Here is a 24672-nt window from a genome sequence, read left to right on the forward strand (position 1 = left end):
GCTCAGGGCGTTACTTCTTGCGGGACCAGTCTGCGACGTTCCACAGTTCGGAATCCCAGGCATTCATCCGCACGCCCTGCAGCGTGACGGCCGTGGAGGAAATCTGGCCACGGTGAATGAGGGGGATGTGGGCGCCTTCGGCCGTCAGCATGTCATTGGCCTTCTTGGCCAGTTCCGCGCGCTGCTTGAGGTCGGAGGTCTTCGACAGTTCGGCGACGATCTTGTCATAGTCCGGGTTGCAGTAGCGTGGCATGTTCTGGCCCTGCCAGCCATTGGCGGGGGCCGGGATCTTGTTGCAGAGCCATTCGGTCAGGTATTTTTCCGGATCGGTGCCGTCGAAGTTGTTGGTGTACATCTCGACGTCCGCATAGAACTTCTGGAACGTATCGGGGCTTGCCGGATCGCCGCCGAAGAAGACGGAGGCCGAGATGTTGCGCAGCTCGCTTGCCACGCCGATCTGCTGCCACCAGTCCTTCACGAGCGCCTGGGTGCCCTGGCGCACGGAGTTGGTCGAGGTCTGGTAGAGATAAGACAGCTTCACGCCGTTTTTGGCGCGGATGCCGTCGCCGCCCTTCTTCCAGCCTGCATCGTCGAGCAGCTTGTTGGCGCCGGCGATATCCTGCTTAAGGCACCAGTCATTGGCGGTGGAGATGTAGATATCCGGGGCCGGGACGATGTTGCAGGTCGGCTTGCCGGCCGCGCCATAGCCCGCTTCGTTGATGATGTCGCGGTCGATGGCCATCGACAGCGCCTTGCGCACGGCCGGATCCGACAGCGACGGATGCTTGCCGCCTTCGACGGTGGAGCGCTTGTCGCCGAGCGCCGGGTCAGGATTGGTCCAGTTGAGGTTGATACGCTCGACCTGCGTGCCGAATGCGGTCACCAGCTTGCCCTTGCCGGCCTTCATCATGGTTTCGAGCACTTCCGGCTCGACCTGCATGTTCCAGCCATAGTCGAATTCGCCGGTTTCGAGAACCGCACGGGCGGCCGATGCCGCATCGCCGCCGCCCTTCAGCGTCACGGAGGCAAAGGCGGGCTTCGCCGCATCGCGGAAATTCGGGTTGGCGACGAAGGTGATCACGTCGTTCGGCTTGAATTCCTTCACGACAAAGGGGCCGGTGCCGATCGGGCCGAAATTGGCCGCGGTGCAGCCCGGGGCCTTGGCGCCGACGCAATCCTTGAACTGAGCCTTCTGGATGACCGGCGATTGCGCGCCGACAAAGGCGCCATAGGGATAATATTTCGGCTCTGCGAAGGAGACTTTCACCGTCTGCGGATCGACTGCTTCGACCTTGGTGATGCCTTCATACTGCGCTTTCTGGGCGCAACCGCCATCCGGGGCGGTGCAATACTGCCAGGTAAAGACCACGTCATCGGCGGTAAACGCGCTGCCGTCCGACCACTTGACGCCCGGCTTTATCTTCCAGGTGATGCTCTTCATGTCGGAGGCGACGCCGCCATTGGCAACGGTCGGGATTTCGCTCACCAGCCACGGAACGAGTGTGCCCGTCTCGTCGTAGCGAGCCAGCGGCTCGATGACCATGGAAGAGCTGTAGACTTCTTTGGTGCCACCGGAGAGATACGGATTGAGGGTGGAGACCGCCTGCCAGAACAGGATTTTCAGGTCGCCATCGGTTCCTCGCTGCGCCTGCGCTGCGCCGCCAAGCGCCAGTGCCGCCACCGTACCGGCAAGCAGGATTTTCAAGCTCTTCATTCTTTTCCCCTTGAAGATGTTTTTGAGTGATTGTCGGCCGCGCCTCGGCCCTGGTCTGCCAGACCGCATCGCCACCGCGCTGTTTCCTCTCAGCGTGATGGCGAATTTCGTTGATCGCCTCCTGGTATGACGCGCATCCGCCATGGCCTTGTTCGGCTCGTTTGGCAGGATGTGAACAAATTTTAAGCTATCTAAACACAAGCCTAAATTACGTTCAAGAACGAAAATTGAAGCTTGCAAAAACACTGAAGGACGTCGCAATATCGGCGCCAGATACGGGAAACAGCTGAAAAGACAGACGAGGGTGCATCAATGCCAGTTCTCAATCGCGCTGCCGAAATGCAGGAAGAGGTAGCCGGATGGAGACGCCATCTCCATGAAAACCCGGAGCTTTTGTATGATGTCATCCAGACCGCCTCGTTTGTCGCTGAAAAGCTGAAGGCCTTCGGCTGCGACGTGGTGGAAACCGGCATCGGCCGCACCGGCGTCGTTGGCATCATCAAGGGAACGCTCGGAGAGGGGCCGGTGATCGGCATGCGCGCCGACATGGACGCGCTTCCCATCGTCGAAGACACCGGTGTCGCCTGGGCGTCGAAAACCCCCGGCAAGGCGCATTCCTGCGGCCATGACGGGCACACGGCCATGCTGCTCGGGGCCGCACAGTATCTGTGCGAAACCCGCCGTTTTGCCGGCTCCGTCGCCGTGATCTTTCAGCCCGCTGAAGAAGGTGGCGCTGGTGGTCTGGCCATGGTGGAAGACGGCATGATGGAAAAATTCGCCATCAAGGAAGTCTATGGCATGCACAACATGCCCGGCCTGCCGGTCGGCGATTTTTCCATGCGCAAGGGCGGCGTAATGGCCGCGGCCGATACGTTCGAGATCGTCGTGAAGGGTAAGGGCGCCCACGCCGCCCAACCGCATGTTTCGATCGATCCGGTTTTGACATCGGCCCATATCATCATCGCGTTGCAGTCGATTGCCTCGCGCGCCGTCGATCCCTTGAAATCGGTCGTCGTCTCCGTCACCACCACCCATGGCGGCGATGCCTATAACGTCATCCCGATGGAGGTGAAGCTCACCGGAACGGTGCGCACGCTCGACCCTGAAGTGCGTGATTTTGCTGCAAAGCGCCTTGTGGAGGTGGCCGAAGGCACGGCGCTTGCGCATGGCGCGGTGGCCGAAGTCACCTATCATCGCGGCTATCCGGTCACCGTCAATCATCCGGACCAGACGGATTTTGCAGCCTCAGTCGCGGCCAATATTTCTGGCGAACAGCGCGTCGAAACCAATGCGCCGCCGAAAATGGGCGCGGAAGACTTTTCCTACATGCTGGAAGCCCGGCCCGGTGCCTTTGTCTTCCTTGGCGTCGGTGCCACGGCCAATCTGCATCACCCGGCCTATGACTTTAACGACGAGGCGATCCCCTATGGCATCAGCTATTGGGTCACGCTTGCCGAAACGGCGCTGGCGGCCTGATTTGTCCCGCCCTGTATGCCCGCAAAGTTGAAGGAGATGCCTGTGTCTGACACCCATGTAAAACCGGCGGACGCAGCCGCAAGCCCGGTGCTGAAGGTCGAAAACCTCACCACCTCGTTCAGGGTCAATGGCCACTGGCGCTCGGTGGTGCGCAACATGAACTTTTCCATTGCCCCGCGCGAGACCGTGGCAATCGTTGGCGAATCAGGCTCGGGCAAGAGCGTAACCTCGCTCTCGCTGATGCGGCTTCTGCCGAAGTCGTCGAGCAAGATCGAGGGCAAGGTCACGCTTGGCGGGCGTGAACTTCTCTCCCTGCCGGAAGAGGAGATGCGCAAGGTTCGCGGCAACGACATCTCCATGATTTTTCAGGAGCCGATGACCTCGCTCAACCCGATCTTCCCGATCGGCAAGCAGATCGCCGAGGCCTTGACCGTCCACCAGAATATGTCCTTCAACGACGCCAAGGCGGAAGTGCTGCGGCTGCTCGACAAGGTGCGCATCCCCAATGCCAAGGGGCGTTTCGACGAATATCCGCACCAGTTTTCAGGCGGCATGCGCCAGCGCGTGATGATTGCCATGGCGCTGGCCTCGCGGCCAAAACTTCTCATTGCCGACGAGCCGACGACGGCGCTTGACGTGACCATCCAGGGCCAGATCCTCGATCTCATCAAGGATCTGCAGGAAGAGGAGGGCATGGCCGTTCTCTTCATCACCCATGACATGGGCGTGGTGGCGGAAATTGCCGACCGAACCATCGTGATGTTCCGCGGCGATACGGTCGAAACCGGCTCCACCGACGACATTTTCCATCGCGGCCAGCACCCGTACACCCGCGCGCTTCTGGCAGCCGTGCCGCGCCTCGGTTCCATGCAGGATCGCGCGCTGCCGGCGAAATTCCCCATTATCGACATCCAGTCCGGCGAAGCGCAGCCGCTCGTGGAGGTGATCGATACCGTCGACAAGGGTAAGACGCCGATCCTCGAGGTGAAGGATCTGACGACGCGCTTTGCCATCCGGTCCGGTATTTTTGGCCGCCAGACCGGCGCGGTTCACGCGGTGGAAAACGTGTCCTTCGATCTGTTTGCGGGTGAAACCCTCTCGCTTGTCGGCGAATCCGGCTGCGGCAAATCCACCACCGGCCGTTCGGTGACGCGCCTCGTCGAACCGACAAGCGGGCAGGTGACGCTCGACGGCTACAATGTGATGAACCTCGACCGCACCACGCTGCGCACCATGCGCCGGTCCGTGCAGATGGTTTTTCAGGATCCCTTTGCCAGCCTCAACCCGCGCATGAGTGTCGGTTCAGCCGTCATGGAGCCGTTCATCGAGCACAATCTTGGCTCCAAATCCGATGCCCGCGACAAGGCGGCCGATCTTCTGACGAAAGTCGGCCTGTCGCCCGACATGATGCGGCGCTATCCGCACGAATTTTCCGGCGGCCAGCGCCAGCGCATCGCCATTGCGCGCTCGCTGATGCTCGATCCGAAGGTCATCGTCGCCGACGAGGCGGTGTCGGCACTGGACGTGTCGATCAAGGCGCAGGTCTGCAATCTGCTGCTTGATCTGCAGCAGAGCCTCAACCTTGCCTATCTGTTCATTTCCCATGACATGGCCGTGGTCGAGCGCGTCAGCCATCGGGTCGCGGTGATGTATCTCGGAGAGATCGTCGAGATCGGCCCGCGGGCGGCCGTTTTCGACAATCCACAGCATCCGTATACGAAAAAGCTGATGGCGGCCGTGCCGGTGCCTGATCCGGCGCGCCGCGCGATCAAGCGCAACCTGTCGACCGACGAGATCAAGAGCCCGGTTCGCCCGGCCGGATACGTGCCGCCGGTGCGCAGTTATCGACAGGTTTCGGAGGGACATCTGGTCCAGGTGGAATAGGCCGGCGGCCCGCAAAGGGCGCCCCTCCGCTCCGGTGTAAGAGCGTCCCGCCTCTGTGCCAGCAGAAGGCGCGGGCGGACGGGCCATTTGACAGGATCGGCCCAATCATGCCAGCAACGAGCCTCAAGTGTTTGCAAGGGTTACCGGATGGCGAGGCGCTCGGATACGCAGGGTAGGCTGGACGACGCAGCACGCGCCGGATGGCTCTATTACGTCGCCGGTCGCACGCAGGACGAAATTGCCGCGGCCATGGGCATTTCGCGCCAGTCGGCGCAGCGCCTCGTTTCGCTCGCCGTTGCCGAACGGCTGATCAAGGTGCGGGTCGATCATCCGATTGCCGCCTGCCTCGAGCTGTCGGCCGCGCTGAAGGCGAAATTCGATCTCATCCATGTCGAAGTCGTGCCCTCCGACCCGGCCGGGACCTCGACCACCGTCGGCATTGCCGAAGCGGCCGCTGCCGAAATCGAGCGATGGCTGAAGAAGCCCGAACCGATCGTGCTTGCCATCGGCACGGGGCGCACGCTGAAGGCCGCGGTCGATCAACTGCCGCCGATGGAGTGCCCGCAGCACCGCATCGTGTCGCTCACCGGCAATATCGGCCCGGACGGCTCGGCGGCCTATTACAACGTCATCTTTTCCATGGCCGATGCCATCAAGGCGCGACATTTTCCTATGCCGCTGCCGGTCCTGTGCTCCTCGGCCGACGAGCGCGACCTTTTGCATCTCCAGCCCATCGTGCAATCCACCTTGAAGCTTGGCGCCATGGCCGATGTCACCTTTGTCGGCATCGGGGAACTGGGCGTCGATGCGCCGCTCTGTGTCGACGGCTTTCTGGCGCCGGACGAAATGACGAGCCTGATGGCCGCAGGCGCCACCGGCGAGATCTGTGGCTGGATGTTCGATCATGCCGGACGCCTTCTGGAGGATCCGATCAATGATCGCGTCGCCAGCGTTTCCATCCCGCCGCGCGAGAGCGGAACGGTGATCGGGGTGGCGCTTGGAAAGCGCAAGGAAAAGGCGCTCGCCGCCGCCTTGCAGGGCCGGCTGATCAATGGCTTGATCACGGACGAGGCAACAGCTGGGCATATGCTCAGCTTGTGAGCAAAATTTATTCAATTTAAAATCAATGACATGAGCGATTCCCGCTGCATTGCAGCGATGAATCCTGCTTGACATGTCGTGGGCTAAAATGAGTAATTGCCCACGAGCAAAGCGAATGCTCGCTGTATTCTTCTGGGAGGAAGACATGACATTGAAGACGATTCTGCTCGGCGCTGTCTCCGCGCTGGCATTCTCCGGCCTTGCCTCGGCTGAAACCCTGACCATCGCCACCGTCAACAACGGCGATATGATCCGCATGCAGAAGCTGACGGATGACTTCAAGGCCAAGAACCCCGGCATCGATCTGGAATGGGTGACGCTGGAAGAAAACGTTCTGCGCCAGCGCGTCACCACCGACATCGCAACGAAGAGCGGCCAGTACGACATCATGACCATCGGCACCTACGAGGTTCCGATCTGGGCCAAGCAGGGCTGGCTGCTGCCGCTCGACAAGCTCGGCGCCAATTATGATCAGGCAGACCTTCTGCCGGCGATCAAGGATGCCGTTTCGGTCGACGGCAAGCTCTATGCGGCACCCTTCTATGGCGAAAGCGCCATGATCATGTACCGCAAGGACCTGTTCGAAAAGGCAGGCCTTACGATGCCGGAAAACCCCAAGTGGGATTTCATCGCCGATGCCGCCCGCAAGATCACCGACAAGGGGTCTGAAACCTACGGCATCTGCCTGCGCGGCAAGGCCGGCTGGGGCGAAAACATGGCCTTCATCACGGCGCTCGCCAACTCCTTCGGCGGCCGCTGGTTCGATGAGAGCTGGAAGGCCCAGTTCGACCAGCCGGAATGGAAGCAGGCGCTCTCCTTCTACGTCAACCTGATGAAGGATGCCGGCCCTCCGGGTGCATCGTCGAACGGCTTCAACGAAAACCTCGCGCTCTTCCAGACCGGTAAATGCGGCATGTGGATCGATGCGACGGTTGCCGCCTCCTTCGTCTCCAATCCGAAGGAATCCAAGGTCGCCGACAAGGTGGGCTATGCGCTCTTCCCGACCTCCGGTGACCTGACCAACCACGGCAACTGGCTCTGGGCCTGGAACCTCGGCATTCCGGCCGGCACCAAGAAGGCGGAAGCGGCGCAGAAGTTTATCTCTTGGGCAACCGACAAGGCCTATACCGAACTGGTCGCCTCGAAGGAGGGCTGGGCCAACGTTCCTCCGGGCACGCGCACCTCGCTCTACACCAATGCCGAATACCAGAAGGCCGCACCGTTTGCCGCCATGACCCAGAAGGCCATGACGGCTGCCAACACGGCAAAGCCCACGGTCAAGCCGGTTCCCTATACCGGTGGCCAGTTCGTGGCGATCCCGGAATTCCAGGGCATCGGCACGGCTGTCGGCCAGCAGTTCTCGGCAGCGCTTGCCGGCCAGATGACTGTCGATCAGGCGCTTCAGGGTGCCCAGCAGCTGACCAGCCGTGAAATGGCCAAGGCCGGTTATCCGAAGAAGTAAGAGGCCTTAAGCCCTCTCTGCCCTGCCGGGCATCTCCCCCACAAGGGGGGAGAAACCGGGCTGACGCCTTTCGGCCTGCGTCACTGTTCCCAAGGGAACGCCGTGATGCGCCGGTCTTGTCCGGCACGGGTTGCGGCACGTGTCTCCCCCTTTGTGGGGGAGATGGCGGCAGCCAGAGAGGGCTCTTTTCCAGTTTCACACTCCAGACAGTAAGCCGGGGCTCCCATGGCAACGACCCACACCCATTCCGCAGCACGGCTGATGATGGCCCCGTCGGTCATCCTGCTTTTCGCCTGGATGGCCGTGCCGCTCGGCATGACGATCTATTTCTCCTTCCTGCGCTACAATCTTTTGATGCCGGGCATGGAGGAATATACGGGCTTCCTCAACTACCAGTATTTCCTCACCGATCCCGCGTTCTTCGCAGCGCTCACCAACACGCTTCTGCTGGTCGGCGGCGTGCTGTCCATCACCATCATCGGCGGCATCGCGTTCGCGCTTCTGCTCGATCAGCCGATTTTCGGGCAGGGCATTGTGCGCATCCTGGTGATCGCGCCCTTCTTCGTCATGCCGACCGTGTCGGCGCTGGTCTGGAAGAACATGTTCATGAACCCGGTGAACGGCCTGTTTGCCTGGATTTCCCGCAGCTTCGGCTTTGCGCCGCTCGATTTTCTGGCCTCTATCCCGCTTTTGTCGATCATCATCATCGTGGCCTGGCAGTGGCTGCCGTTTGCGACGCTGATCATGCTGACCGCTCTCCAGTCTCTCGATGAAGAGCAGAAGGATGCCGCCGAAATGGATGGGGCAGGGGCCGTCTCGCGCTTCCTCTATATCGTGCTGCCGCACATGGCGCGCGCCATCACCGTCGTCATTCTCATCGAGACGATCTTCCTTCTCTCGGTCTTTGCCGAAATCCTCGTCACCACCAATGGCGGACCGGGCACGGCCAGCACCAATCTCACCTATCTCGTCTATGCGCAGGCACTCCTGCAGTTCGATATCGGTGGGGCATCGGCAGGCGGCATCGTCGCCGTCATCCTCGCCAATATCGTCGCCATCTTCCTCGTGCGCCTTATCGGCAAGAATCTGGAGGCCTGATCCATGGCACGCAAGGTATCGACACGCCGCAAACTGATCATGAGCGCCATTGCCTGGACGCTCGGCATCCTGATCTTCTTCCCGATCCTCTGGACCTTCATCACCAGCTTCAAGACGGAAGCGGAAGCCGTGGCCTCGCCGCCGTCGTTCCTCTTCTTCCACTGGACGACGGAAAATTACGCGCAGGTTCAGGAGCGTTCGGATTATTTCCTGCACTTCATGAACTCGGTCGTGGTGTCGCTCGGCTCCACCTTCCTCGGTCTCCTCATCGCAATCCCGGCTGCCTGGGCCATGGCGTTTTCGCCGACCAAGCGCACCAAGGATGTGCTGATGTGGATGCTGTCGACGAAGATGATGCCGCCGGTCGGCGCGCTGATCCCGATCTACCTCATCTTCCGCGATGGCGGCCTGCTCGATACCCGCACCGGTCTCGTCATCGTGCTGACGCTGATCAACCTGCCGATCATCGTGTGGATGCTCTACACCTATTTCAAGGAAATCCCCGGCGAGATCCTGGAAGCGGCCCGCATGGACGGTGCATCGCTGCCGAAGGAAATCGTCTATGTGCTGACGCCGATGGCGGTTCCGGGTATTGCCTCGACGCTTCTCCTCAACATCATTCTCTCCTGGAACGAAGCCTTCTGGACGCTGAACCTCAGCGCCTCGAAAGCCGCGCCGCTCACCGCCTTCATTGCCTCCTATTCGAGCCCCGAAGGCCTGTTCTACGCCAAGCTTTCTGCCGCTTCGACCATGGCAATCGCGCCAATTCTCATCATGGGCTGGTTCAGCCAGAAACAACTCGTTCGCGGCCTCACCTTCGGTGCGGTCAAGTAGGCTGAGCGGTCAACAAGGAATAACGACGATGGGCAGTATTACCCTCCGCAATGTCTCCAAGGTCTTCGGTGAAGCAAAGGTCATCCCGTCGATCGACCTCGATATCGAGGATGGCGAATTCGTCGTCTTCGTCGGCCCGTCCGGCTGCGGCAAGTCCACGCTGCTGCGACTGATCGCAGGGCTTGAGGATGTCTCCGGCGGCGAGATCGTCATCGACGGCAAGCCGGCAACCGATGCGCCGCCGGCACGGCGTGGTCTTGCGATGGTGTTCCAGTCCTATGCGCTTTACCCGCATATGAGCGTGCGCTCCAACATCGCCTTTCCGCTGAAGATGGCGGGCATGGACAAGGCCGAGATCGATCGCAAGGTGGCCGATGCAGCAAAGGTGCTGAACCTTACCGATTATCTGGAGCGCAAGCCGCGCCAGCTGTCGGGCGGCCAGCGCCAGCGCGTGGCCATCGGCCGTGCCATCGTGCGCCAGCCGAAGGCGTTCCTTTTTGACGAGCCGCTGTCGAATCTCGATGCGGCGCTGCGCGTCAACATGCGGCTCGAAATCAGCGAGCTGCACCAGCAGCTGCAGACCACGATGATCTACGTCACCCACGACCAGGTGGAGGCCATGACCATGGCCGACAAGATCGTGGTCCTCAACAAGGGCCGGATCGAGCAGGTCGGCTCGCCGCTCGATCTTTACCGCAAACCGGCCAATCTCTTCGTGGCAGGCTTCATCGGTTCGCCGAAGATGAACCTGATCGAGGGGGCGTATGCTGAGGCGAAGGGCGCAAAGACCGTCGGCATCCGTCCCGAACACATGGTTCTTTCCCATGACAGTGGCAGCTGGACGGGCACGGTCACCATTGCCGAGCATCTCGGCTCGGACACGTTCATGCATATCGAGGTCGATGGCATCGGCACGGTGACCGCCCGCGCCAATGGCGATTTTGCCTGCCGCCACGGCGACCGCGTCTACATCACGCCGGATGAAAACCGGCTCTATCGCTTCGATGAGAAGGGGCTTGCGCTATGAGCGGAAGACTTCAGGGCAAATCCGCCATCATCACCGGTTCGGCCCGCGGCATCGGTCGCGCCTTTGCGGAAGCCTATGTCCGCGAGGGGGCAACCGTCGCAATCGCCGATATCAACCTTGAGCGTGCCGCGGCAACAGCTGCCGAAATCGGCCCTCAGGCCTATGCCGTGGAACTTGACGTGACGCAGCAGGCCTCCATCGAGGCGGCCGTGCGCGCTGTCGAGGAAAAGACCGGCGGCGTCGATATCCTTATCAACAACGCCGCCCTCTTTGACCTGGCACCCATCGTCGAGATCACCCGCGAAAGCTATGACCGGCTGTTTTCGATCAATGTTGCAGGCTCGCTTTTCATGCTGCAGGCCGTGGCGAAATCGATGATCGCCAAGGGCAAAGGCGGCAAGATCATCAACATGGCAAGCCAGGCCGGGCGGCGCGGCGAGGCGCTGGTCGCCGTCTACTGCGCCACCAAGGCCGCCATGATTTCGCTCACGCAGTCGGCCGGCCTCGATCTCATCCGCCACGGCATTAACGTCAATGCGATTGCGCCGGGCGTGGTCGATGGCGAGCACTGGGACGGCGTCGACGCGCTGTTTGCCCGCCATGAAAACCTGCCGCTTGGCGAAAAGAAGCGACAGGTTGGTGCGGCTGTGCCCTTCGGGCGCATGGGCCGCGCCGAGGACCTGACCGGCATGGCCGTGTTCCTCGCCTCTGCCGACGCCGATTATATCGTTGCCCAGACCTACAATGTCGATGGCGGCAACTGGATGAGCTGATGGCCCGCACGCGGGCGATCACGCTGCAATCTTACTCCCTGGGACCCTTCGAGGACCGCACCATGACTGTCAAAATCTCCCTCTCCACCCTCTCCGATGCAGCGGCCACGGCGGCTATCCCGGCCTATGATCGTGCGGCTCTTTCCGCCGGCATCCTGCATTTCGGCGTCGGCAATTTCCATCGCGCCCATCAGGCGGTCTACTTGGATGACCTTTTCAACGAGGGGTTCGATCATGACTGGGCCATCGTCGGTGCCGGTGTCCTGCCCTCCGACCAGGCGATGCGCAAAAAACTTCAGGCGCAGGATTTCCTGACGACGGTGGTCGAGCAGGACAACAACCGCACCGCCGCCCGCGTGACCGGGCCGATGGTCGATATCCTGCCGGTCGGCGATCAGGCAGCCATCATTGCAGCTCTCACCGATCCGAAGATCCGCATCGTCTCGATGACCATTACCGAAGGCGGCTATTTCATCGACGCCAATGGCGATTTCAACCCGGCGCATCCGGCCATCCGCGCCGATGCTGAAAATCCCGCCGCGCCGAAGACGGTCTTCGGCCTCATCATCGCCGGGCTGAAGGCGCGCCGCGAAAAAGGGATCGCGCCCTTCACCGTAATGTCCTGCGACAACATTCCCGGCAACGGCCATGTGACGGAAAATACCGTCTGTGGCCTTGCAAAACTCTCCGATCCGGATTTTGCCGCCTGGATCCACGACAATGTCGCCTTTCCCAATTCTATGGTGGACCGCATCACACCGGCCACCGGCGCCCGCGAGATCGATTTTCTGCGCAACACGTTCGAGATCGAAGACGGCTGGCCGGTCTTCTGCGAGGAGTTCAAGCAATGGGTGATGGAAGATCATTTCCCCGCCGGTCGCCCCGCCCTTGAAAAGGTCGGCGTGCAGTTCGTCGAGGATGTGGCACCCTACGAGCTGATGAAGATCCGTATCCTCAACGGTGGCCATGCGGCAATCGCCTATCCGGCAGCGCTTCTCGATATCCATTTCGTGCATGAGGCAATGGAACATCCGCTCATCCGGGCATTTCTGGAAAAGCTGGAAAAGGAAGAAATCATCCCCATCGTGCCGCCGGTGCCCGATACCAGCCTTGAGGCCTATTACGATCTGATCGAGCGGCGTTTCCTCAACCCGAAGATCGGCGACACCATCCCGCGCCTTGCACAGGATGGCTCCAATCGTCAACCGAAATTCATCCTGCCATCTACCGCCGACCGCTTGCAGCGCGGCGAAGATATCGTCGGCCTGTCGCTGGTGTCGGCTCTCTGGTGCCGTTACTTTGCCGGCACATCCGACAGCGGCAGGACGATCGTCTTCAACGATGCGAGCGCCGAAAAGCTGCAGGCGGCAGCGCTTGCGGCCAAAACCGATCCAATGGCCTTTCTGGCTTTCGATGAAATCTTCGGCGCCGTCTCCGGCTCGCAGCATTTCCGTGACCGGTTTGCCCATGCGCTTCAGACATTGTGGTCCAAAGGCACGGCCGCCACACTTCAGCTCTATCTCGAGGGCCGACTCGTCGGCTAGAGTGATGTCATGACGAACTCGGCGCCGCTGATAATCTTCGACTGCGATGGCGTGCTGGTGGACAGCGAGCCGCTGTCCATCCGCGTTCTGGTGGATGCGGTAAAGGCGCATGGCGTCGTCATGACGGAGGCGGAGGCCTATCGCCACTTTCTCGGCAGAAGCCTTGCAACCATGGTGTCCGTCCTCGACGAGACCTTCGGTGTCGAAGCCAACGAAGCATTTCTCGACCGGATGCGGGCGGATCTGTACGCCCGCTTCGAACAGGAACTGCAACCCATTGCCGGCATTGCCGCAGCGCTCCAGGCGCTTAATTGGCGGTTCTGCGTGGCCTCGTCCAGCCAGCCGGAGCGTATCCGTCTGTCGCTCGGCCTCACCGGTCTTGTCGATTTCTTCGAGCCGCATATATTCAGCGCCACCATGGTGAAGAACGGCAAGCCGGCGCCGGATCTTTTCCTTTACGCGGCAGAGCAGATGGGAGTGGCTCCGCAGCATTGCATCGTGATTGAGGACAGTCCCGCCGGGATTCTGGCGGCAAAACGCGCGGGAATGGCAGTGTTCGCCTTTACCGGCGGCTCGCATGCAGACCGGGAGGAGTACCGGGCAGACATCACGGCTCTGGCACCCGATGCCGAGTTTGACGCCATGTCCGATTTGATCCACCTTGTCCATAACCATATCGACGGTTGCAGCCGGTAGCAGCGGCGGGCGCACCATAAGCGCCATGTCTTGAGAAAATGGCTTTCAGGGATGATGGGGAATATGACCTGATGCGTGCGCACCTGGTGGCGGTCGATGTGGGGACGACCAGCGCGCGGGCCGGCGTTTTTACCCGAGACGGCAGGCTTCTTGCCAAGGCACGGCATCCGATCGTGATGCGCCGCGATGGCGATGCCTTTGCCGAGCATGATTCGGAAGACATCTGGCGGGCTGTGTGCCATGCGGTGCGCCAAGCGATCGGTGAAGCGGGTCTTGCCGCCAGCGATATTGCAGCGCTTGGTTTCGATGCCACCTGCTCGCTGGTGCTGCGCGATCGTGAGGGCGCCCCGCTTGCCGTCTCTCACCAGGGTGAAGATCGTTTCGATACGATTGTCTGGCTCGATCACCGTGCCGTGCTGGAGGCGGAACGGTTGAGCGCCATGGCCCATCCGGTGCTCCGGTTTTCCGGCGGTTCGCTCTCGCCGGAAATGCAGATCCCCAAGCTGATGTGGTTGAAGACGCATCTGCCCGACAGCTGGCAGCGGGCCGGCTATGCCTTTGATCTTGCCGATTTTCTCACTTGGCGCGCAACCGGCTCCAATGCGCGCTCGCGCTCCACCCTGACTGCCAAATGGAACTATCTGTCGCATGAAGATCCGGGCTGGCATGCCGGCTTCCTTGACGCCGCAGGCCTTGAGGATCTTGTTGAAAGGGCCTCCCTGCCGAAGGACACGCTTGCCGTCGGCGATGCCGCCGGCCGTCTCCTGCCAGAAGCTGCCGATGGCCTCGGGCTGGATGTCGAGTGCGTCGTGGCTGCTGGCCAGATCGATGCCTATGCCGGTGCACTTGGGGCTCTGGGCGCTGTTGCGGGGCATCCCGACATGGAGCGCAATCTGGCGCTGATTGGGGGAACGTCGAGCTGTCTGGTTGCGCTATCGCGCCAGCCGCTGCCGGGGCATAGTCTCTGGGGACCCTATTACGAGGCACTGCTTGCCGGTCACTGGCTGGTCGAGGGAAGCCAGTCGGCCACCGGCGCGCTTCTCGATCATATGGTGCGCATGCATGCGGCGGGCGGCGAACCGACGCCAGGCCTTCACCAACGCATCATCGACCGCATTGCCGTCCTGCGGGCCACCGAGGGCCATCGTCTCGGCGAGGGGATCGACATCCTGCCGGATTTCCATGGCAACCGGTCTCCGCTTGCCGATCCGCGCGCGACCGGCGTCGTGAGCGGGTTGACGCTCGATGCCTCCTTTGACGGGCTTTGCCGCATCTACTGGCGCACCTGCGTGGCGCTGGTGCTCGGCATCCGCCATATCCTGGAAACCATGGAGACGTTCGGTCACGGCTTCGACATGCTGCATGTGGCCGGAGGGCATGTGCAGAACCCGCTGCTGATCGAGCTCTATGCCGATATAACCGGTCACCCCGTGCGCGTGCCCTCTGCCCCGGATGCCGTACTCGCGGGCTCTGCGATGGCCGCGGCGGTTGCAGCAGGGCTTTACCCTTCGCTTGCCGATGCCGGACTTGCCATGGACCTTGGCGGCGAGATCCGTGCGCCCAATGCCGCGGTGCGCGCCGATTACGACCGTGATTACCGCAGGTTCCTCGCGATGCATCGCCACCGCGCCGAACTCGAAGCCATCACCTGACCGGCTGCTTATTGTTCGCGGCCCAGCGTGCACCTACATCCAGGTCCTCAACGGAGCCTGCCACGCATGATCTTTCAATCCGCGCGACTGTCCCTCTTGAACCTTTTTGCGCCGGAAACGCGCTCGGCCTTCTGGAAAGTGCTGGGGCTGACGATCCTGGTGCTGATCGGTCTTTGGTTTGCGCTGCGCGGCATCTTCATCGGTTATGTCTGGCCCTACTTTGCCGATCTTCTGCCGAGCGTGCCGGACTGGGCGGGCTGGCTCACCTTCATCTTTGCGATCCTCGCCGGCATCGGGCTGGCGCTTGGCCTTGCGCTGTTGATCGCACCGGTGACCGCGCTGATTGCCGGCCTGTTTCTCGACGATGTGGCCGAAGTGGTGGAAAAGCGCGACTATCCGAACGATCCGCCCGGCACGGAACTGCCGCTCGCGCGTGCCATGGTGGAATCGGTGCAGTTTCTCGGCGTGGTGATCATCGGCAACATCATCGCGCTGTTTCTGCTCTTCCTGCCGGGCATCAATCTCGTCGCCTTCTTTCTGGTGAACGGCTACCTTCTGGGGCGGGAGTTCTTCGAATTTGCGGCCATGCGCTTTCGCCCGCCGGTTGAGGCCAAGGCATTTCGCCGCAAGCACCAGGGCACGGTGTTTCTGGCTGGCCTGCTGATTGCCGGCTTTCTGGCGATCCCGATCGTCAACCTGCTGACGCCGCTGTTTGCCGCCGGCCTGATGGTACATCTGCACAAGGCCCTGAGCGCGCGCGATCCGTCATTCGCTGTTGCGGAGGGCATCCGCGCCCAGCATCTGCGCGGGTAGTTCGGCAAGCGGCACCGGCACGTCACAGGTCTTGGCCGGATAGCGACAGAGATCGGCAATCACGCACGCCTCGCATTCCGGCTTGCGGGCCTTGCAGGTGTAGCGCCCGTGCAGGATCAGCCAGTGATGGGCGTGAAACAGGTATTGCTTCGGAATGACCCGGAGCAGGTTTTCCTCCACCGCATCCGGCGTGCTGCCCGGGGCCAGCTTCAGCCGGTTGGCAAGGCGAAACACATGAGTATCGACGGCAAGCGTTGGAATGCCGAAGGCCATCGACATCACCACATTGGCCGTCTTGCGCCCGACGCCCGGCAGCCGCATCAGCTCTTCCCGGGTTTTCGGAACCTCGCTGCCGAATTCCTCGATCAGCAGGCGCGACAGCGCAATGACGTTCTTGGCCTTGTTGCGATAAAGCCCGATCGTCTTGATATGCTCGGTCACGCCCTCTTCGCCGAGCGCCAGCATCTTTTCCGGGGTATCGGCGATCTCAAACAGTTTTTTTGTGGCGCGGTTGACGCCGATATCGGTGGCCTGCGCCGACAGCGCCACCGCCACCACCAGCGTGAACGGGTTCACATGCTCCAGTTCGCCTTTTGGCTCCGGCCGTTGGATGCTGAAGCGTCGAAAGATCTCCTCGATCTCCGCCTTGCTATAGGCGGAGCGGGCATGCCTGCGGCTTCTCGCCGCGCCATTTGACTTTTGCAAGGTTTACCTATGGGATTGTGACGTCGAAATTGCCATTTAGCTTCTATGACAAGGCGCGCGAGGGAAGGCAACGTGGACAGGCTGGAGGATAACCCGGTTTTTGCAGCCGAGCTGACGCCCTATCGCTCGCTTGGGCGAAAGGGCTTTCGCATCTTGCTTGCCGTGAGCGGTGCCGTCTGCCTGCTGCATGGCCTGTTCTTCATGGCAACCGGCGCCTGGCCGATCGGTCTGTTCTTCGGACTGGATTTCTTCCTGCTCTACGGCGCTTTCTGGCTGAACTACCGCGCCGGCCGCGCCCGGGAGGAAGTCACGGTGTCGCGCACCAATGTCTTTATCCGCAAGTTCTCGCCGGCAGGGCGCATGGTGGAGCATCGGTTCAATCCGTTCTGGACGCGCTTTCGCGTGCGCCGGCATCAGGAATACGGCATCACCTCCATGCATGTGTGCGGCGAGGGGCGGCTGACGGATGTAGGCTCCTTTCTCAACCCGGATGATCGCGAAAGTTTCGCCAAGGCGTTTCGCGGGGCGCTCGCCACGGTGAAGCAGCGGATCTGAGGTCGGCGTGACGCAAGAATCGGGTGGCGTCTTTTGCCTGCCCGTGGTGAATTCATCCTCGACATGAGGACTTTTCCGATGAACGCCTTTTCGCCCATACCCGCCACCGACATCACACCAGAGGGTGAGGATTATGCCGTGGTCAAGCAGGTCATCGAACGCATCACGCTCGATTACCGCGACCAGCCGTCGCTCGAGAGGATCGCCGCCGACCTCGACCGCTCGCCGACCCAGCTTCAGAAGGTTTTCACCCGCTGGGCGGGCCTGTCGCCGAAAGCCTTCCTGCAGGCTGTGACACTCGATCACGCCAAGCGGCTGTTGGGGCACGAGCAATTGCCGCTTCTGGAAGCCTCCTATGAAGTGGGTCTTTCCGGTCCGGGCCGGCTGCATGATCTTTTCGTCACCCATGAAGCGATGAGCCCCGGCGAGTGGAAGGCCAAGGGCGGCGGGCTGACGATTTCCTACGGCTTCCACCCGTCGCCCTTCGGTTTGGCGCTGGTGATGGCAACCGACCGCGGACTTGCGGGCCTTGCCTTTGCCGATGACGAAGGGGGCAAGGCTGCCTGCTTCGAGGACATGGCCAAACGCTGGCCGAATGCCGTCTATGTCGAGGACCAGGCCGCAACCGCGCCCTACATCGCCCGCGCCTTCGATCCCTCTTGCTGGTGCGCGGAAGAACCGCTACGCGTGGTTTTGATCGGTTCGGATTTTCAGGTGCGCGTTTGGCAGAGCCTTTTGAAAATTCCGTTCGGCAAGGCCGTCACCTATTCGGACGTCGCCCGCGACATCGGCCAGCCGACGGCCAGCCGGGCGGTGGGCGCTGCCATCGGCCGCAACCCCATCTCCTTCGTCGTGCCCTGCCACCGGGCGCTCGGCAAAAGCGGAGCGCTCACCGGTTATCACTGGGGGCTCACCCGCAAGCGCGCCATTCTCGGCTGGGAGGCGGGCAAGGCGTGAGGGGCAAATTTTCTTTGTGCCGCACAGCCGGGTGTGAGAGACTGACCGCATGAAAACCTCGATTGACCTTCCTGATGACATCTCGCGCCGTATCGACCAACTGGCCGAACGGACCAGCCTGACGCGCAGCCGGATTGTCGAGGATGCACTTTCCCACGGACGCTCCCTTGCGTGGCAGGAAAAATGGATTGCGGGTGTCCAGGCCGGCATCGCGGATGCGGACAAGGACGAATTTGCCTCGCCGGCTGACATCGACGCGCTCTTGACCAGATACGATCAGGTCTGATCGCATGCAGGTCGTCTGGACGCGACGATCCATTGGAGAACTCACCGCCATCGGCGATTACATCGCCCAGCATAATCCGTCGGCTGCAGCCCGGGTCGTCAAGGATATCCATCGCAGAACCGTTCGGCTCCTGTCGGCCAATCCGTTCCTCGGTCGCCGTGGAGAGATCGAGGGGACGCGTGAACTGGTGCTGCCGAACCTGCCCTATATCGTCGCCTACCGGGTGCGGGAGGATCAGGTCGAAGTGCTGTTCGTGCAGCACGCGGCACGGGAATGGCCAGACGATATCTGAACGCCGTTGTCGTTCACTCCTTTGCCAACCCCAATAGCGCCCGTGCCGCCGCCTCGTCGGTAATCAGCGTGTTGCAGCCGATGCGGAGGATGGTGGCGCGAATGGCTTTTGCGCGGTGGGCGCCGCCCGAGGAGAGCACGATGTGACGGGCCTTCTTCAGCGTGTCGAGATCGACCGACATCACCCGCTCGTGGATCGGGTGTTCGATGGTGTGGCCCTCGGCATCGAGGAAGTTGAACATGGTGTCGCAGACGCAGCCGGCATCCACCAGCTCCTGCAAGGTGTCGTGGCTGATAAAGCCTTCCGACAGGGACGTGGAGTGCGGACCGATATCGCCGCAGGAGACGATGGCGAGATCGAGGTTTTCCGCCAGATCATAGAGCGTCTTCAACCCGCATTCCTCGATCAGCGCCCGCTTGGTGGCCACTGAATCGACCAGCAGCGGCGCGAGAAACATGTAGCACTCCGCCCCGAGCTGGCTTGCCAGCCGCCACGTATAGTCGATCGGATTGGTCTGGTGAACCGCAACGATGCCGCCGAGCAGCGAGACGACCTTGCAGTTTTCGCGCCTTGGCGGGCGAAAGCCGGAAAGCGATGCCGTCATGGTGCGGCCCCAGCCGACGCCGATGGTCATGTTGTCGGTCATCACTTCGGTGAGGAACTGCCCGAGCGCTAGGCCGACAGCCTTGGCAATGGCGCCCGCATCGTCGCTGTCGGGGGAGGGCACCACGACTGCTTCATCCAGCCCGTAGGCCTTTTCCAGCTTCACAGCGAGATCGACGCAATCGTCGATGCCTTCGCTGATCCAGATCTGCACTTCGGAGCGCTTGAGCGCCTCGTCCAGCAGGCGGATGACGGTGGAGCGGCTGACGCCGAGCTTTTCCGCCACGTCCTTCTGGGTCAGTCCCTGGTTGTAATAGAGCCAAGCGGCGCGCAGCCGGAGCGACGCGGCTTCCGAATAGGCGATATGCGTGTCGCGTCTGAGTTTCGCCACGGGTATGCGGATCCTTTTCCTCCTGAGGAGACAGGACTATCGATTGTGATGAAACAAATGTCAAATCGACTGGGCAAATGTCTTGACTTTTGCGCTGTGGACCGCAGATACTAAGGATAGAGAGGGGTGCAGTTTTTCCCTCAATTCCAATGCAACAAGTCAAGGATATTCCGGATGGCGTCCAAGCTCGAACAACTCCGTTCCATGACCACGGTTGTCGCTGATACCGGCGATATCGAGGCTGTGGCGCGTCTGAAGCCGGTGGATTGCACCACCAACCCGACCATCGTGCTCAAGGCGCTTGGCACGTCGATGTTTGCCGACGATGTCAAGGAAGCCGTCTCCTGGGGCAAGAAGCAGGGCGGCAATGAGGAAGCGGTGATTTCGGCCGTTGCCGATCGGCTCGCCATTTCCGTGGGTGCCGCGCTCTCCAAGCTGGTGCCGGGCCGCGTCTCGACCGAAGTCGATGCGGATCTCTCCTTCGATACCGAAGCGTCGATCAAGAAGGCGCATGGCATCATTGCTGCCTACAAGGAGCGCGGCATCGAGCGCGATCGCATCCTGATCAAGCTCGCCTCTACCTGGGAAGGCATCAAGGCTGCTGAAGTGCTGCAGACGGAAGGCATCGACTGCAACCTGACGCTGCTCTTCTCCAAGGCCCAGGCGATTGCCTGCGCGGATGCCAAGGCCTTCCTCATCTCGCCCTTCGTCGGCCGTATCCTTGACTGGTACAAGAAGTCGACCGGCGAGGATTACACCTCCGAAACCGATCCGGGCGTCATCTCGGTGCGCCAGATCTACAATTACTACAAGGCGAACGGCATCGAGACCATCGTCATGGGCGCCTCTTTCCGCAATGCCGGCGAAATCGAAGCGCTGGCCGGTTGCGACCGCCTGACGATCAGCCCGGCACTGCTCGATGAACTGGACAAGGCCGAAGGCACGCTGGAGCGCAAGCTGTCCCCCGACAACATCACCGAGGACGCCTTCTTCCCGATCGACGAGAAGAAGTTCCGCTGGATGCTGAACGAGGATGCAATGGCAACCGAGAAGCTGTCCGAAGGCATCCGCTCCTTCAACAAGGATCTGATCAGCCTTCGCGCCATGGTGAAGAAGGAACTGGCGGCCGCCTGATCGCAGTATCGCCTTGACCGATGACAAGCGGCTCGCCTTGACGGCGGGCCGTTTTGCGTTGGGGTCAGGGTGTCGCGACGCTTTGGCGGGCGCGGATCGAACTGCGGATAAAGGCAGCGATGAAGGTGGCGCTCATCAGGAGCACGATGGTGGGTGCCGGTGCGCTGTCGATGAAGAAGCTGAGATAAATGCCGAGGAAGGACGCAGTCAGGGCGATGGCAACAGCCACAAGCATCATCGTGTGGAAGCGCCGCGTCAGCAGGAAGGCGATCGCACCGGGCGCCACCAGAATGGCAACCGACAGAATGATGCCGACGGCCGTCAGCGCCCCGACAACCGTCAGGGACAGCACCGTCAGCAGGCCGTAATGCAGCAGTTTTACCGGCAGGCCGATGGCTTGCGCATGCTGCGGATCGAAAGCATGCACCAGAAGGTCCTTGCGCAACACGCCGAGAAAGATCGTGCAGCCAAGCGCAATCAGGCCGGTCTCCAGCAGGTCGGCCGGCGCGATGCCGAGCATGTCGCCAAACAGGATATGGTCAAGATGCACGTCGCTCTTGACGGCAACGAACATCACGAGGCCCAGCCCGAACATGCCCGAAAACACGATGCCGAGGACCGTATCCTCCTTGATGCGGCTGTTGTCCTTGAGGTAGCCGGTGGAGAGCGCACAGACGAGGCCGGCGGCGAAAGCCCCGAGCGACAGCGGCAGCGACAGCATGTAGGCGACCACCACGCCCGGCAGCACCGCGTGGGAAACCGCATCGCCCATCAGCGACCAGCCCTTCAGCACCAGCAGACAGGACAGCATGGCCATCGGCACGGCAATCATCATGGTGACGATAAAGGCATTCTGCATGAAGGGCAGCTGGAACGGCAGGATGGCCAGTTGCAGGGTCTCGCTCATGCCGGCTCCTCCAGGGCATGGGCGCGGCGGCGGCGCGCCGCGATCAGGCCGTGCTTGGGCGCAAAGACGAAGGCGGCCAGAAAGATCAGCGTCTGCAGCACCACGATGATGCCGCCGGTCGCGCCGTTGAGGAAATAGCTGGCATAGGCCCCGACAAAGCTGGTGACAGCACCGATGCCTGCTGCCAGCACGATCAGGCGCTGAAACCGGTCGGTGATGAGGTAAGCAGTGGCACCCGGCGTCACCACCATCGCAACGACAAGAAAGGCGCCGACCGTTTGCAGGGCGGCAACGGTGGAGGCAGCCAGCAGCGTGAAGAACAGCGCCTTCAAAAAATCCGGATGCAGGCCGATGGTGCGGGCATGGTTTTCATCGAAGAAGGCCACCATCAGGTCCTTCCATTTCAACAGCAGGATGACGAGGCTGATGCCGCCGATCAGCACAAGTTGCACGGTATCTTCCGGCGTGATGGCGAGGATATTGCCGAGCACGATGGTCTGGATGTTGACCGAGGTTGGCGACAGCGACACCATGAACAGGCCAAGCCCGAAGAAGGCGGTAAAGATCAGCCCGATAATGGCATCTTCTTTGAGCTTGGTGCGCTGGTTGAGAAACAGCATGGCAATCGCTGCAAGGCCGCCGGAGAGGAAGGCCCCGAGCGCGAAGGGCAGGCCCAGCATATAGGCGCCGGCAACGCCCGGCACGATGGCATGGGACAGTGCGTCCCCGATCAGCGACCAGCCCTTCAGCATCAGATAGGCCGAGAGAAAGCCGCAGACGCCACCCACCAGCGCGCTCACCCAGATGGCGTTCAGCATATAGCCATAGGTGAAGGGCTCAAGAAGCGTCTGGAGCATCCGTTGCCTCCTGCGGTGCCCGGGCCGCCGTCTTGCGGGTGCCATTGCCATAGGTCACATAGGGGCGTTCATCGTCGGTGATGACACGCACATGGCGGGCGTCCTCGTCGTCATGCAGGTCGCGGCCGCCGAGGACGAAGTGGCGCAGCACGCCGCCGAAGGCCTTTTCGAGGTTCTCCTCGTTGAACGTGTCCTGCGTCTTGCCATAGGCGATCACGGTGCCCTTGACGAAGACGGTGCGGTCGCAGAAATCCGGCACGCTGCCGAGATTGTGGGTGGAGACCAGCATGACGCGGCCTTCGTCGCGCAGGGATTTCAATAGCGCGATGATCTGTTCCTCGGTGCCGACATCGACGCCGGTGAACGGTTCGTCGAGCAGGATGACCTGGCCTTCCTGGGCAAGGGCGCGGGCGAGAAACACCCGCTTGCGCTGGCCGCCGGAGAGTTCGCCGATCTGGCGCTTGCGAAACTCCGTCATGTTGACCCGCTCCAGCGCCTCGATCACCATCTCGTGGTCGCGGCGCGAGGGGATGCGCAGGAAATTCATGTGGCCGTAGCGGCCCATCATCACCACGTCCTCGACGAGAACCGGAAAATTCCAGTCCACCTCCTCGGCTTGCGGCACGTAGGCGACAAGGTTTTTGCGCAGTGCCTGGGCCGCGCTCATGCCCAGGATGTCGACAGTGCCGGCAGAGAGCGGCACAAAGCCCATGATGGCCTTGAAGAGGGTGGATTTGCCGGCGCCGTTGACGCCGACAAGGGCCGTGATCGTGCCTTTGGGAACCGTGAAACTGGCCTGGCGCAGCGCCGTATGCCCATTGCGGTAGGAGACGGTGACGTTATCGACCTTTATGCCGAAGGCCGCCGGCTTCACCTTTCCCATCATCATTGCGCAAGACCTTTCGCAATCGTGCCGGTGGTGACTTTCAGAAGATCCAGGTAGGTCGGAACGGGGCCATCCGGATCGCTGAGACTATCGACATAGAGCACCCCGCCATAGGTTGCCCCTGTTTCCCGCGCCACCTGCTTTGCCGGATCGGGCGAGACGGTGCTTTCGGAAAAGATCACGCCGATCCTGTCGGCCCGCATGGCGTCGATCACCGCTTTCACCTGCTGCGGCGTTCCCTGGCTGTCGGCATTGACCGGCCAGAGATACAGTTCCTTCAGGCCGAAATCCCGGGCGAGATAGGAAAAGGCGCCTTCGCTCGTCACGAGAAAACGCTTGTTTTCAGGCAGACTGTTCAGCGTGTCGCGGATCGGCTGGACGGCCGCGCGGATCTTGTCGGAATAGGCCTTTGCATTGGCGGCATAGAGATCGGCATGGGCGGGATCGACTTTAGCGAGCGCCTTGCGGATGTTTTCCACATAGATCAGGGCGTTATCCGGAGACATCCAGGCATGCGGGTTGGGCTTGCCTTGATAGGCGCCGCCGGCAATCGCCATCGGCACCACGCCCTCCGACACCGTGACGCTTGGCACATCGCCCATGTTGACCAGGAATTTTTCAAACCACTGTTCGAGGTTCAGTCCGTTGCGCAGCACAAGGGTTGCATAGCGCGCACGCAGGATGTCGCGGGGCGTGGGCTGGTAATTGTGAATCTCGGCGCCGGGTTTGGTAATGCTTTCGACGTCGGCGGTGTCGCCGGCCACGTTCTTGGCCATGTCGGCGATAATCGTGAAGGTGGTGACCACCTTCGGCTTTTCCGCCGCGCTTGAAACAGCCGGGGCAAGGCTAAAAACGGTTATAAAACCGGCAGCGAGCATGCGCAGTAGCACGGATGTCATCCTCTAATGCAACTCATTTGCAATCTAACTTAGCCTCGCTTTTACCGATGTCAATGCTATTGCAAATCATTCGCAACTTCGTGACTTTCGCCTTAACGCCGCGCCCTGTCGCGGAATGGCGCATCG

24 protein-coding genes are annotated in these 24672 nt (G+C 61.4%); 17 read left to right on the forward strand and 7 right to left on the reverse strand.

Annotation, left to right across the window (positions count from 1 at the left end):
* Positions 1-10: 10 nt before the first annotated feature.
* Entirely contained in the window at positions 11-1714 is a 1704-nt protein-coding gene (locus J2858_RS14245) for a peptide ABC transporter substrate-binding protein (RefSeq protein ID WP_210105465.1), read from the reverse strand.
* Between the two features lie 312 nt (positions 1715-2026).
* Between J2858_RS14245 and J2858_RS14250 the strand changes: the two genes are divergently transcribed.
* The 12 genes from J2858_RS14250 to J2858_RS14305 all read left to right on the forward strand — a co-directional run bounded on the left by J2858_RS14250 (position 2027) and on the right by J2858_RS14305 (position 16074).
* Positions 2027-3190 (forward strand): M20 aminoacylase family protein, encoded by a 1164-nt coding sequence (locus J2858_RS14250; protein WP_210105466.1) that lies wholly within the window; start codon positions 2027-2029, stop codon positions 3188-3190.
* Positions 3191-3232: 42 nt separating this feature from the next.
* Positions 3233-5074, forward strand: a complete 1842-nt coding sequence (locus J2858_RS14255) for an ABC transporter ATP-binding protein (protein WP_348635492.1) — start codon at positions 3233-3235, stop codon at positions 5072-5074.
* A 147-nt stretch (positions 5075-5221) separates the two neighbouring features.
* Entirely contained in the window at positions 5222-6175 is a 954-nt protein-coding gene (locus J2858_RS14260; RefSeq protein ID WP_210105468.1) for a sugar-binding transcriptional regulator, read from the forward strand.
* Positions 6176-6320: 145 nt separating this feature from the next.
* Positions 6321-7637: an ABC transporter substrate-binding protein gene (locus J2858_RS14265; protein ID WP_210105469.1), complete on the forward strand. Its 1317-nt coding sequence runs from the start codon at positions 6321-6323 to the stop codon at positions 7635-7637.
* Positions 7638-7862: 225 nt separating this feature from the next.
* Positions 7863-8735, forward strand: coding sequence for a carbohydrate ABC transporter permease (locus tag J2858_RS14270; protein ID WP_210105470.1), 873 nt, complete (start codon positions 7863-7865; stop codon positions 8733-8735).
* 3 nt (positions 8736-8738) lie between these two features.
* On the forward strand, positions 8739-9569 hold the full coding sequence (locus tag J2858_RS14275; protein ID WP_210105471.1) for a carbohydrate ABC transporter permease: 831 nt from the start codon (positions 8739-8741) through the stop codon (positions 9567-9569).
* 28 nt (positions 9570-9597) lie between these two features.
* The gene (locus J2858_RS14280) at positions 9598-10596 is read left to right on the forward strand and encodes an ABC transporter ATP-binding protein (protein WP_210105472.1); all 999 of its coding nucleotides are present in this window, start codon (positions 9598-9600) and stop codon (positions 10594-10596) included.
* Positions 10593-11369, forward strand: a complete 777-nt coding sequence (locus J2858_RS14285) for an L-iditol 2-dehydrogenase (RefSeq protein WP_210105473.1) — start codon at positions 10593-10595, stop codon at positions 11367-11369. Before J2858_RS14280 ends, J2858_RS14285 begins: the two co-directional genes overlap by 4 nt.
* 62 nt (positions 11370-11431) lie before the next feature.
* Positions 11432-12913 (forward strand): mannitol dehydrogenase family protein, encoded by a 1482-nt coding sequence (locus J2858_RS14290; RefSeq protein ID WP_210105474.1) that lies wholly within the window; start codon positions 11432-11434, stop codon positions 12911-12913.
* A 9-nt stretch (positions 12914-12922) separates the two neighbouring features.
* Entirely contained in the window at positions 12923-13609 is a 687-nt protein-coding gene (locus J2858_RS14295) for an HAD family hydrolase (protein WP_210105475.1), read from the forward strand.
* 71 nt (positions 13610-13680) lie between these two features.
* The gene (locus J2858_RS14300) at positions 13681-15261 is read left to right on the forward strand and encodes an FGGY-family carbohydrate kinase (protein WP_210105476.1); all 1581 of its coding nucleotides are present in this window, start codon (positions 13681-13683) and stop codon (positions 15259-15261) included.
* 66 nt (positions 15262-15327) lie between these two features.
* Entirely contained in the window at positions 15328-16074 is a 747-nt protein-coding gene (locus J2858_RS14305) for a sulfate transporter family protein (protein WP_210105477.1), read from the forward strand.
* Here the strand turns inward: J2858_RS14305 and nth are convergent.
* The gene (gene nth / locus J2858_RS14310) at positions 16027-16779 is read right to left on the reverse strand and encodes an endonuclease III (protein ID WP_210105478.1); all 753 of its coding nucleotides are present in this window, start codon (positions 16777-16779) and stop codon (positions 16027-16029) included. The two genes, J2858_RS14305 and nth, sit on opposite strands and share 48 nt — an antisense overlap.
* A gap of 45 nt (positions 16780-16824) precedes the next feature.
* Here nth and J2858_RS14315 point away from each other — a divergent pair, with 45 nt between their 5' ends.
* From J2858_RS14315 to J2858_RS14330, 4 genes are all read left to right on the forward strand, one after another.
* Positions 16825-17334: a DUF2244 domain-containing protein gene (locus J2858_RS14315; protein ID WP_210105479.1), complete on the forward strand. Its 510-nt coding sequence runs from the start codon at positions 16825-16827 to the stop codon at positions 17332-17334.
* A gap of 78 nt (positions 17335-17412) precedes the next feature.
* The gene (locus J2858_RS14320) at positions 17413-18291 is read left to right on the forward strand and encodes a methylated-DNA--[protein]-cysteine S-methyltransferase (protein WP_210105480.1); all 879 of its coding nucleotides are present in this window, start codon (positions 17413-17415) and stop codon (positions 18289-18291) included.
* 49 nt (positions 18292-18340) lie between these two features.
* On the forward strand, positions 18341-18577 hold the full coding sequence (locus J2858_RS14325) for a CopG family ribbon-helix-helix protein (protein WP_210105481.1): 237 nt from the start codon (positions 18341-18343) through the stop codon (positions 18575-18577).
* Positions 18578-18581: 4 nt separating this feature from the next.
* Positions 18582-18869 carry a type II toxin-antitoxin system RelE/ParE family toxin gene (locus tag J2858_RS14330; protein ID WP_210105482.1) on the forward strand — a complete coding sequence of 96 codons (288 nt, stop codon included), beginning with the start codon at positions 18582-18584 and terminating at the stop codon, positions 18867-18869.
* A gap of 13 nt (positions 18870-18882) precedes the next feature.
* Here J2858_RS14330 and J2858_RS14335 read toward each other — a convergent pair whose 3' ends face one another.
* A complete protein-coding gene (locus J2858_RS14335) occupies positions 18883-19863 on the reverse strand; it encodes a sugar-binding transcriptional regulator (RefSeq protein ID WP_210105483.1) in 981 nt (326 codons plus the stop codon).
* 174 nt (positions 19864-20037) lie between these two features.
* On the opposite strand from J2858_RS14335, the gene tal reads away from it, so the two are divergent.
* Entirely contained in the window at positions 20038-20997 is a 960-nt protein-coding gene (gene tal / locus J2858_RS14340) for a transaldolase (protein ID WP_210105484.1), read from the forward strand.
* A gap of 64 nt (positions 20998-21061) precedes the next feature.
* On the opposite strand, the gene J2858_RS14345 is transcribed toward tal, so the two are convergent.
* From J2858_RS14345 to J2858_RS14360, 4 genes are read right to left on the reverse strand one after another with little or no spacing between them, the layout of a single operon-like run.
* On the reverse strand, positions 21062-21904 hold the full coding sequence (locus J2858_RS14345) for a metal ABC transporter permease (RefSeq protein WP_210105485.1): 843 nt from the start codon (positions 21902-21904) through the stop codon (positions 21062-21064).
* A complete protein-coding gene (locus J2858_RS14350) occupies positions 21901-22761 on the reverse strand; it encodes a metal ABC transporter permease (RefSeq protein WP_210105486.1) in 861 nt (286 codons plus the stop codon). Before J2858_RS14350 ends, J2858_RS14345 begins: the two co-directional genes overlap by 4 nt.
* On the reverse strand, positions 22742-23650 hold the full coding sequence (locus tag J2858_RS14355) for a manganese/iron ABC transporter ATP-binding protein (protein WP_432443357.1): 909 nt from the start codon (positions 23648-23650) through the stop codon (positions 22742-22744). The genes J2858_RS14350 and J2858_RS14355 overlap by 20 nt, the downstream gene beginning before the upstream one ends.
* Complete coding sequence (locus J2858_RS14360) at positions 23647-24525, reverse strand: metal ABC transporter substrate-binding protein (RefSeq protein ID WP_245366235.1); 879 nt, start codon at positions 24523-24525, stop codon at positions 23647-23649. The genes J2858_RS14355 and J2858_RS14360 overlap by 4 nt, the downstream gene beginning before the upstream one ends.
* Positions 24526-24672: the final 147 nt, after the last annotated feature.

Origin of the sequence: Neorhizobium galegae (assembly GCF_017877135.1) — a bacterium.
Classification (GTDB): Bacteria; Pseudomonadota; Alphaproteobacteria; order Rhizobiales; family Rhizobiaceae; genus Neorhizobium; species Neorhizobium galegae_A.

Coding starts and splice junctions, on each gene's coding strand:
- J2858_RS14295 (WP_210105475.1), top strand. CDS start 12,923: ATGACGAACTCGGCGCCGCTGATAATCTTCGACTGCGATGGCGTGCTG.
- J2858_RS14305 (WP_210105477.1), top strand. CDS start 15,328: ATGATCTTTCAATCCGCGCGACTGTCCCTCTTGAACCTTTTTGCGCCG.
- J2858_RS14330 (WP_210105482.1), top strand. CDS start 18,582: ATGCAGGTCGTCTGGACGCGACGATCCATTGGAGAACTCACCGCCATC.
- J2858_RS14315 (WP_210105479.1), top strand. CDS start 16,825: ATGACAAGGCGCGCGAGGGAAGGCAACGTGGACAGGCTGGAGGATAAC.
- J2858_RS14280 (WP_210105472.1), top strand. CDS start 9,598: ATGGGCAGTATTACCCTCCGCAATGTCTCCAAGGTCTTCGGTGAAGCA.
- J2858_RS14345 (WP_210105485.1), bottom strand. CDS start 21,904: ATGAGCGAGACCCTGCAACTGGCCATCCTGCCGTTCCAGCTGCCCTTC.
- J2858_RS14285 (WP_210105473.1), top strand. CDS start 10,593: ATGAGCGGAAGACTTCAGGGCAAATCCGCCATCATCACCGGTTCGGCC.
- J2858_RS14250 (WP_210105466.1), top strand. CDS start 2,027: ATGCCAGTTCTCAATCGCGCTGCCGAAATGCAGGAAGAGGTAGCCGGA.
- J2858_RS14245 (WP_210105465.1), bottom strand. CDS start 1,714: ATGAAGAGCTTGAAAATCCTGCTTGCCGGTACGGTGGCGGCACTGGCG.
- J2858_RS14350 (WP_210105486.1), bottom strand. CDS start 22,761: ATGCTCCAGACGCTTCTTGAGCCCTTCACCTATGGCTATATGCTGAAC.
- J2858_RS14300 (WP_210105476.1), top strand. CDS start 13,681: ATGCGTGCGCACCTGGTGGCGGTCGATGTGGGGACGACCAGCGCGCGG.
- J2858_RS14360 (WP_245366235.1), bottom strand. CDS start 24,525: ATGCTCGCTGCCGGTTTTATAACCGTTTTTAGCCTTGCCCCGGCTGTT.
- J2858_RS14290 (WP_210105474.1), top strand. CDS start 11,432: ATGACTGTCAAAATCTCCCTCTCCACCCTCTCCGATGCAGCGGCCACG.
- J2858_RS14260 (WP_210105468.1), top strand. CDS start 5,222: ATGGCGAGGCGCTCGGATACGCAGGGTAGGCTGGACGACGCAGCACGC.
- J2858_RS14270 (WP_210105470.1), top strand. CDS start 7,863: ATGGCAACGACCCACACCCATTCCGCAGCACGGCTGATGATGGCCCCG.
- J2858_RS14275 (WP_210105471.1), top strand. CDS start 8,739: ATGGCACGCAAGGTATCGACACGCCGCAAACTGATCATGAGCGCCATT.
- J2858_RS14265 (WP_210105469.1), top strand. CDS start 6,321: ATGACATTGAAGACGATTCTGCTCGGCGCTGTCTCCGCGCTGGCATTC.
- J2858_RS14320 (WP_210105480.1), top strand. CDS start 17,413: ATGAACGCCTTTTCGCCCATACCCGCCACCGACATCACACCAGAGGGT.
- tal (WP_210105484.1), top strand. CDS start 20,038: ATGGCGTCCAAGCTCGAACAACTCCGTTCCATGACCACGGTTGTCGCT.
- J2858_RS14355 (WP_432443357.1), bottom strand. CDS start 23,650: ATGATGATGGGAAAGGTGAAGCCGGCGGCCTTCGGCATAAAGGTCGAT.
- J2858_RS14325 (WP_210105481.1), top strand. CDS start 18,341: ATGAAAACCTCGATTGACCTTCCTGATGACATCTCGCGCCGTATCGAC.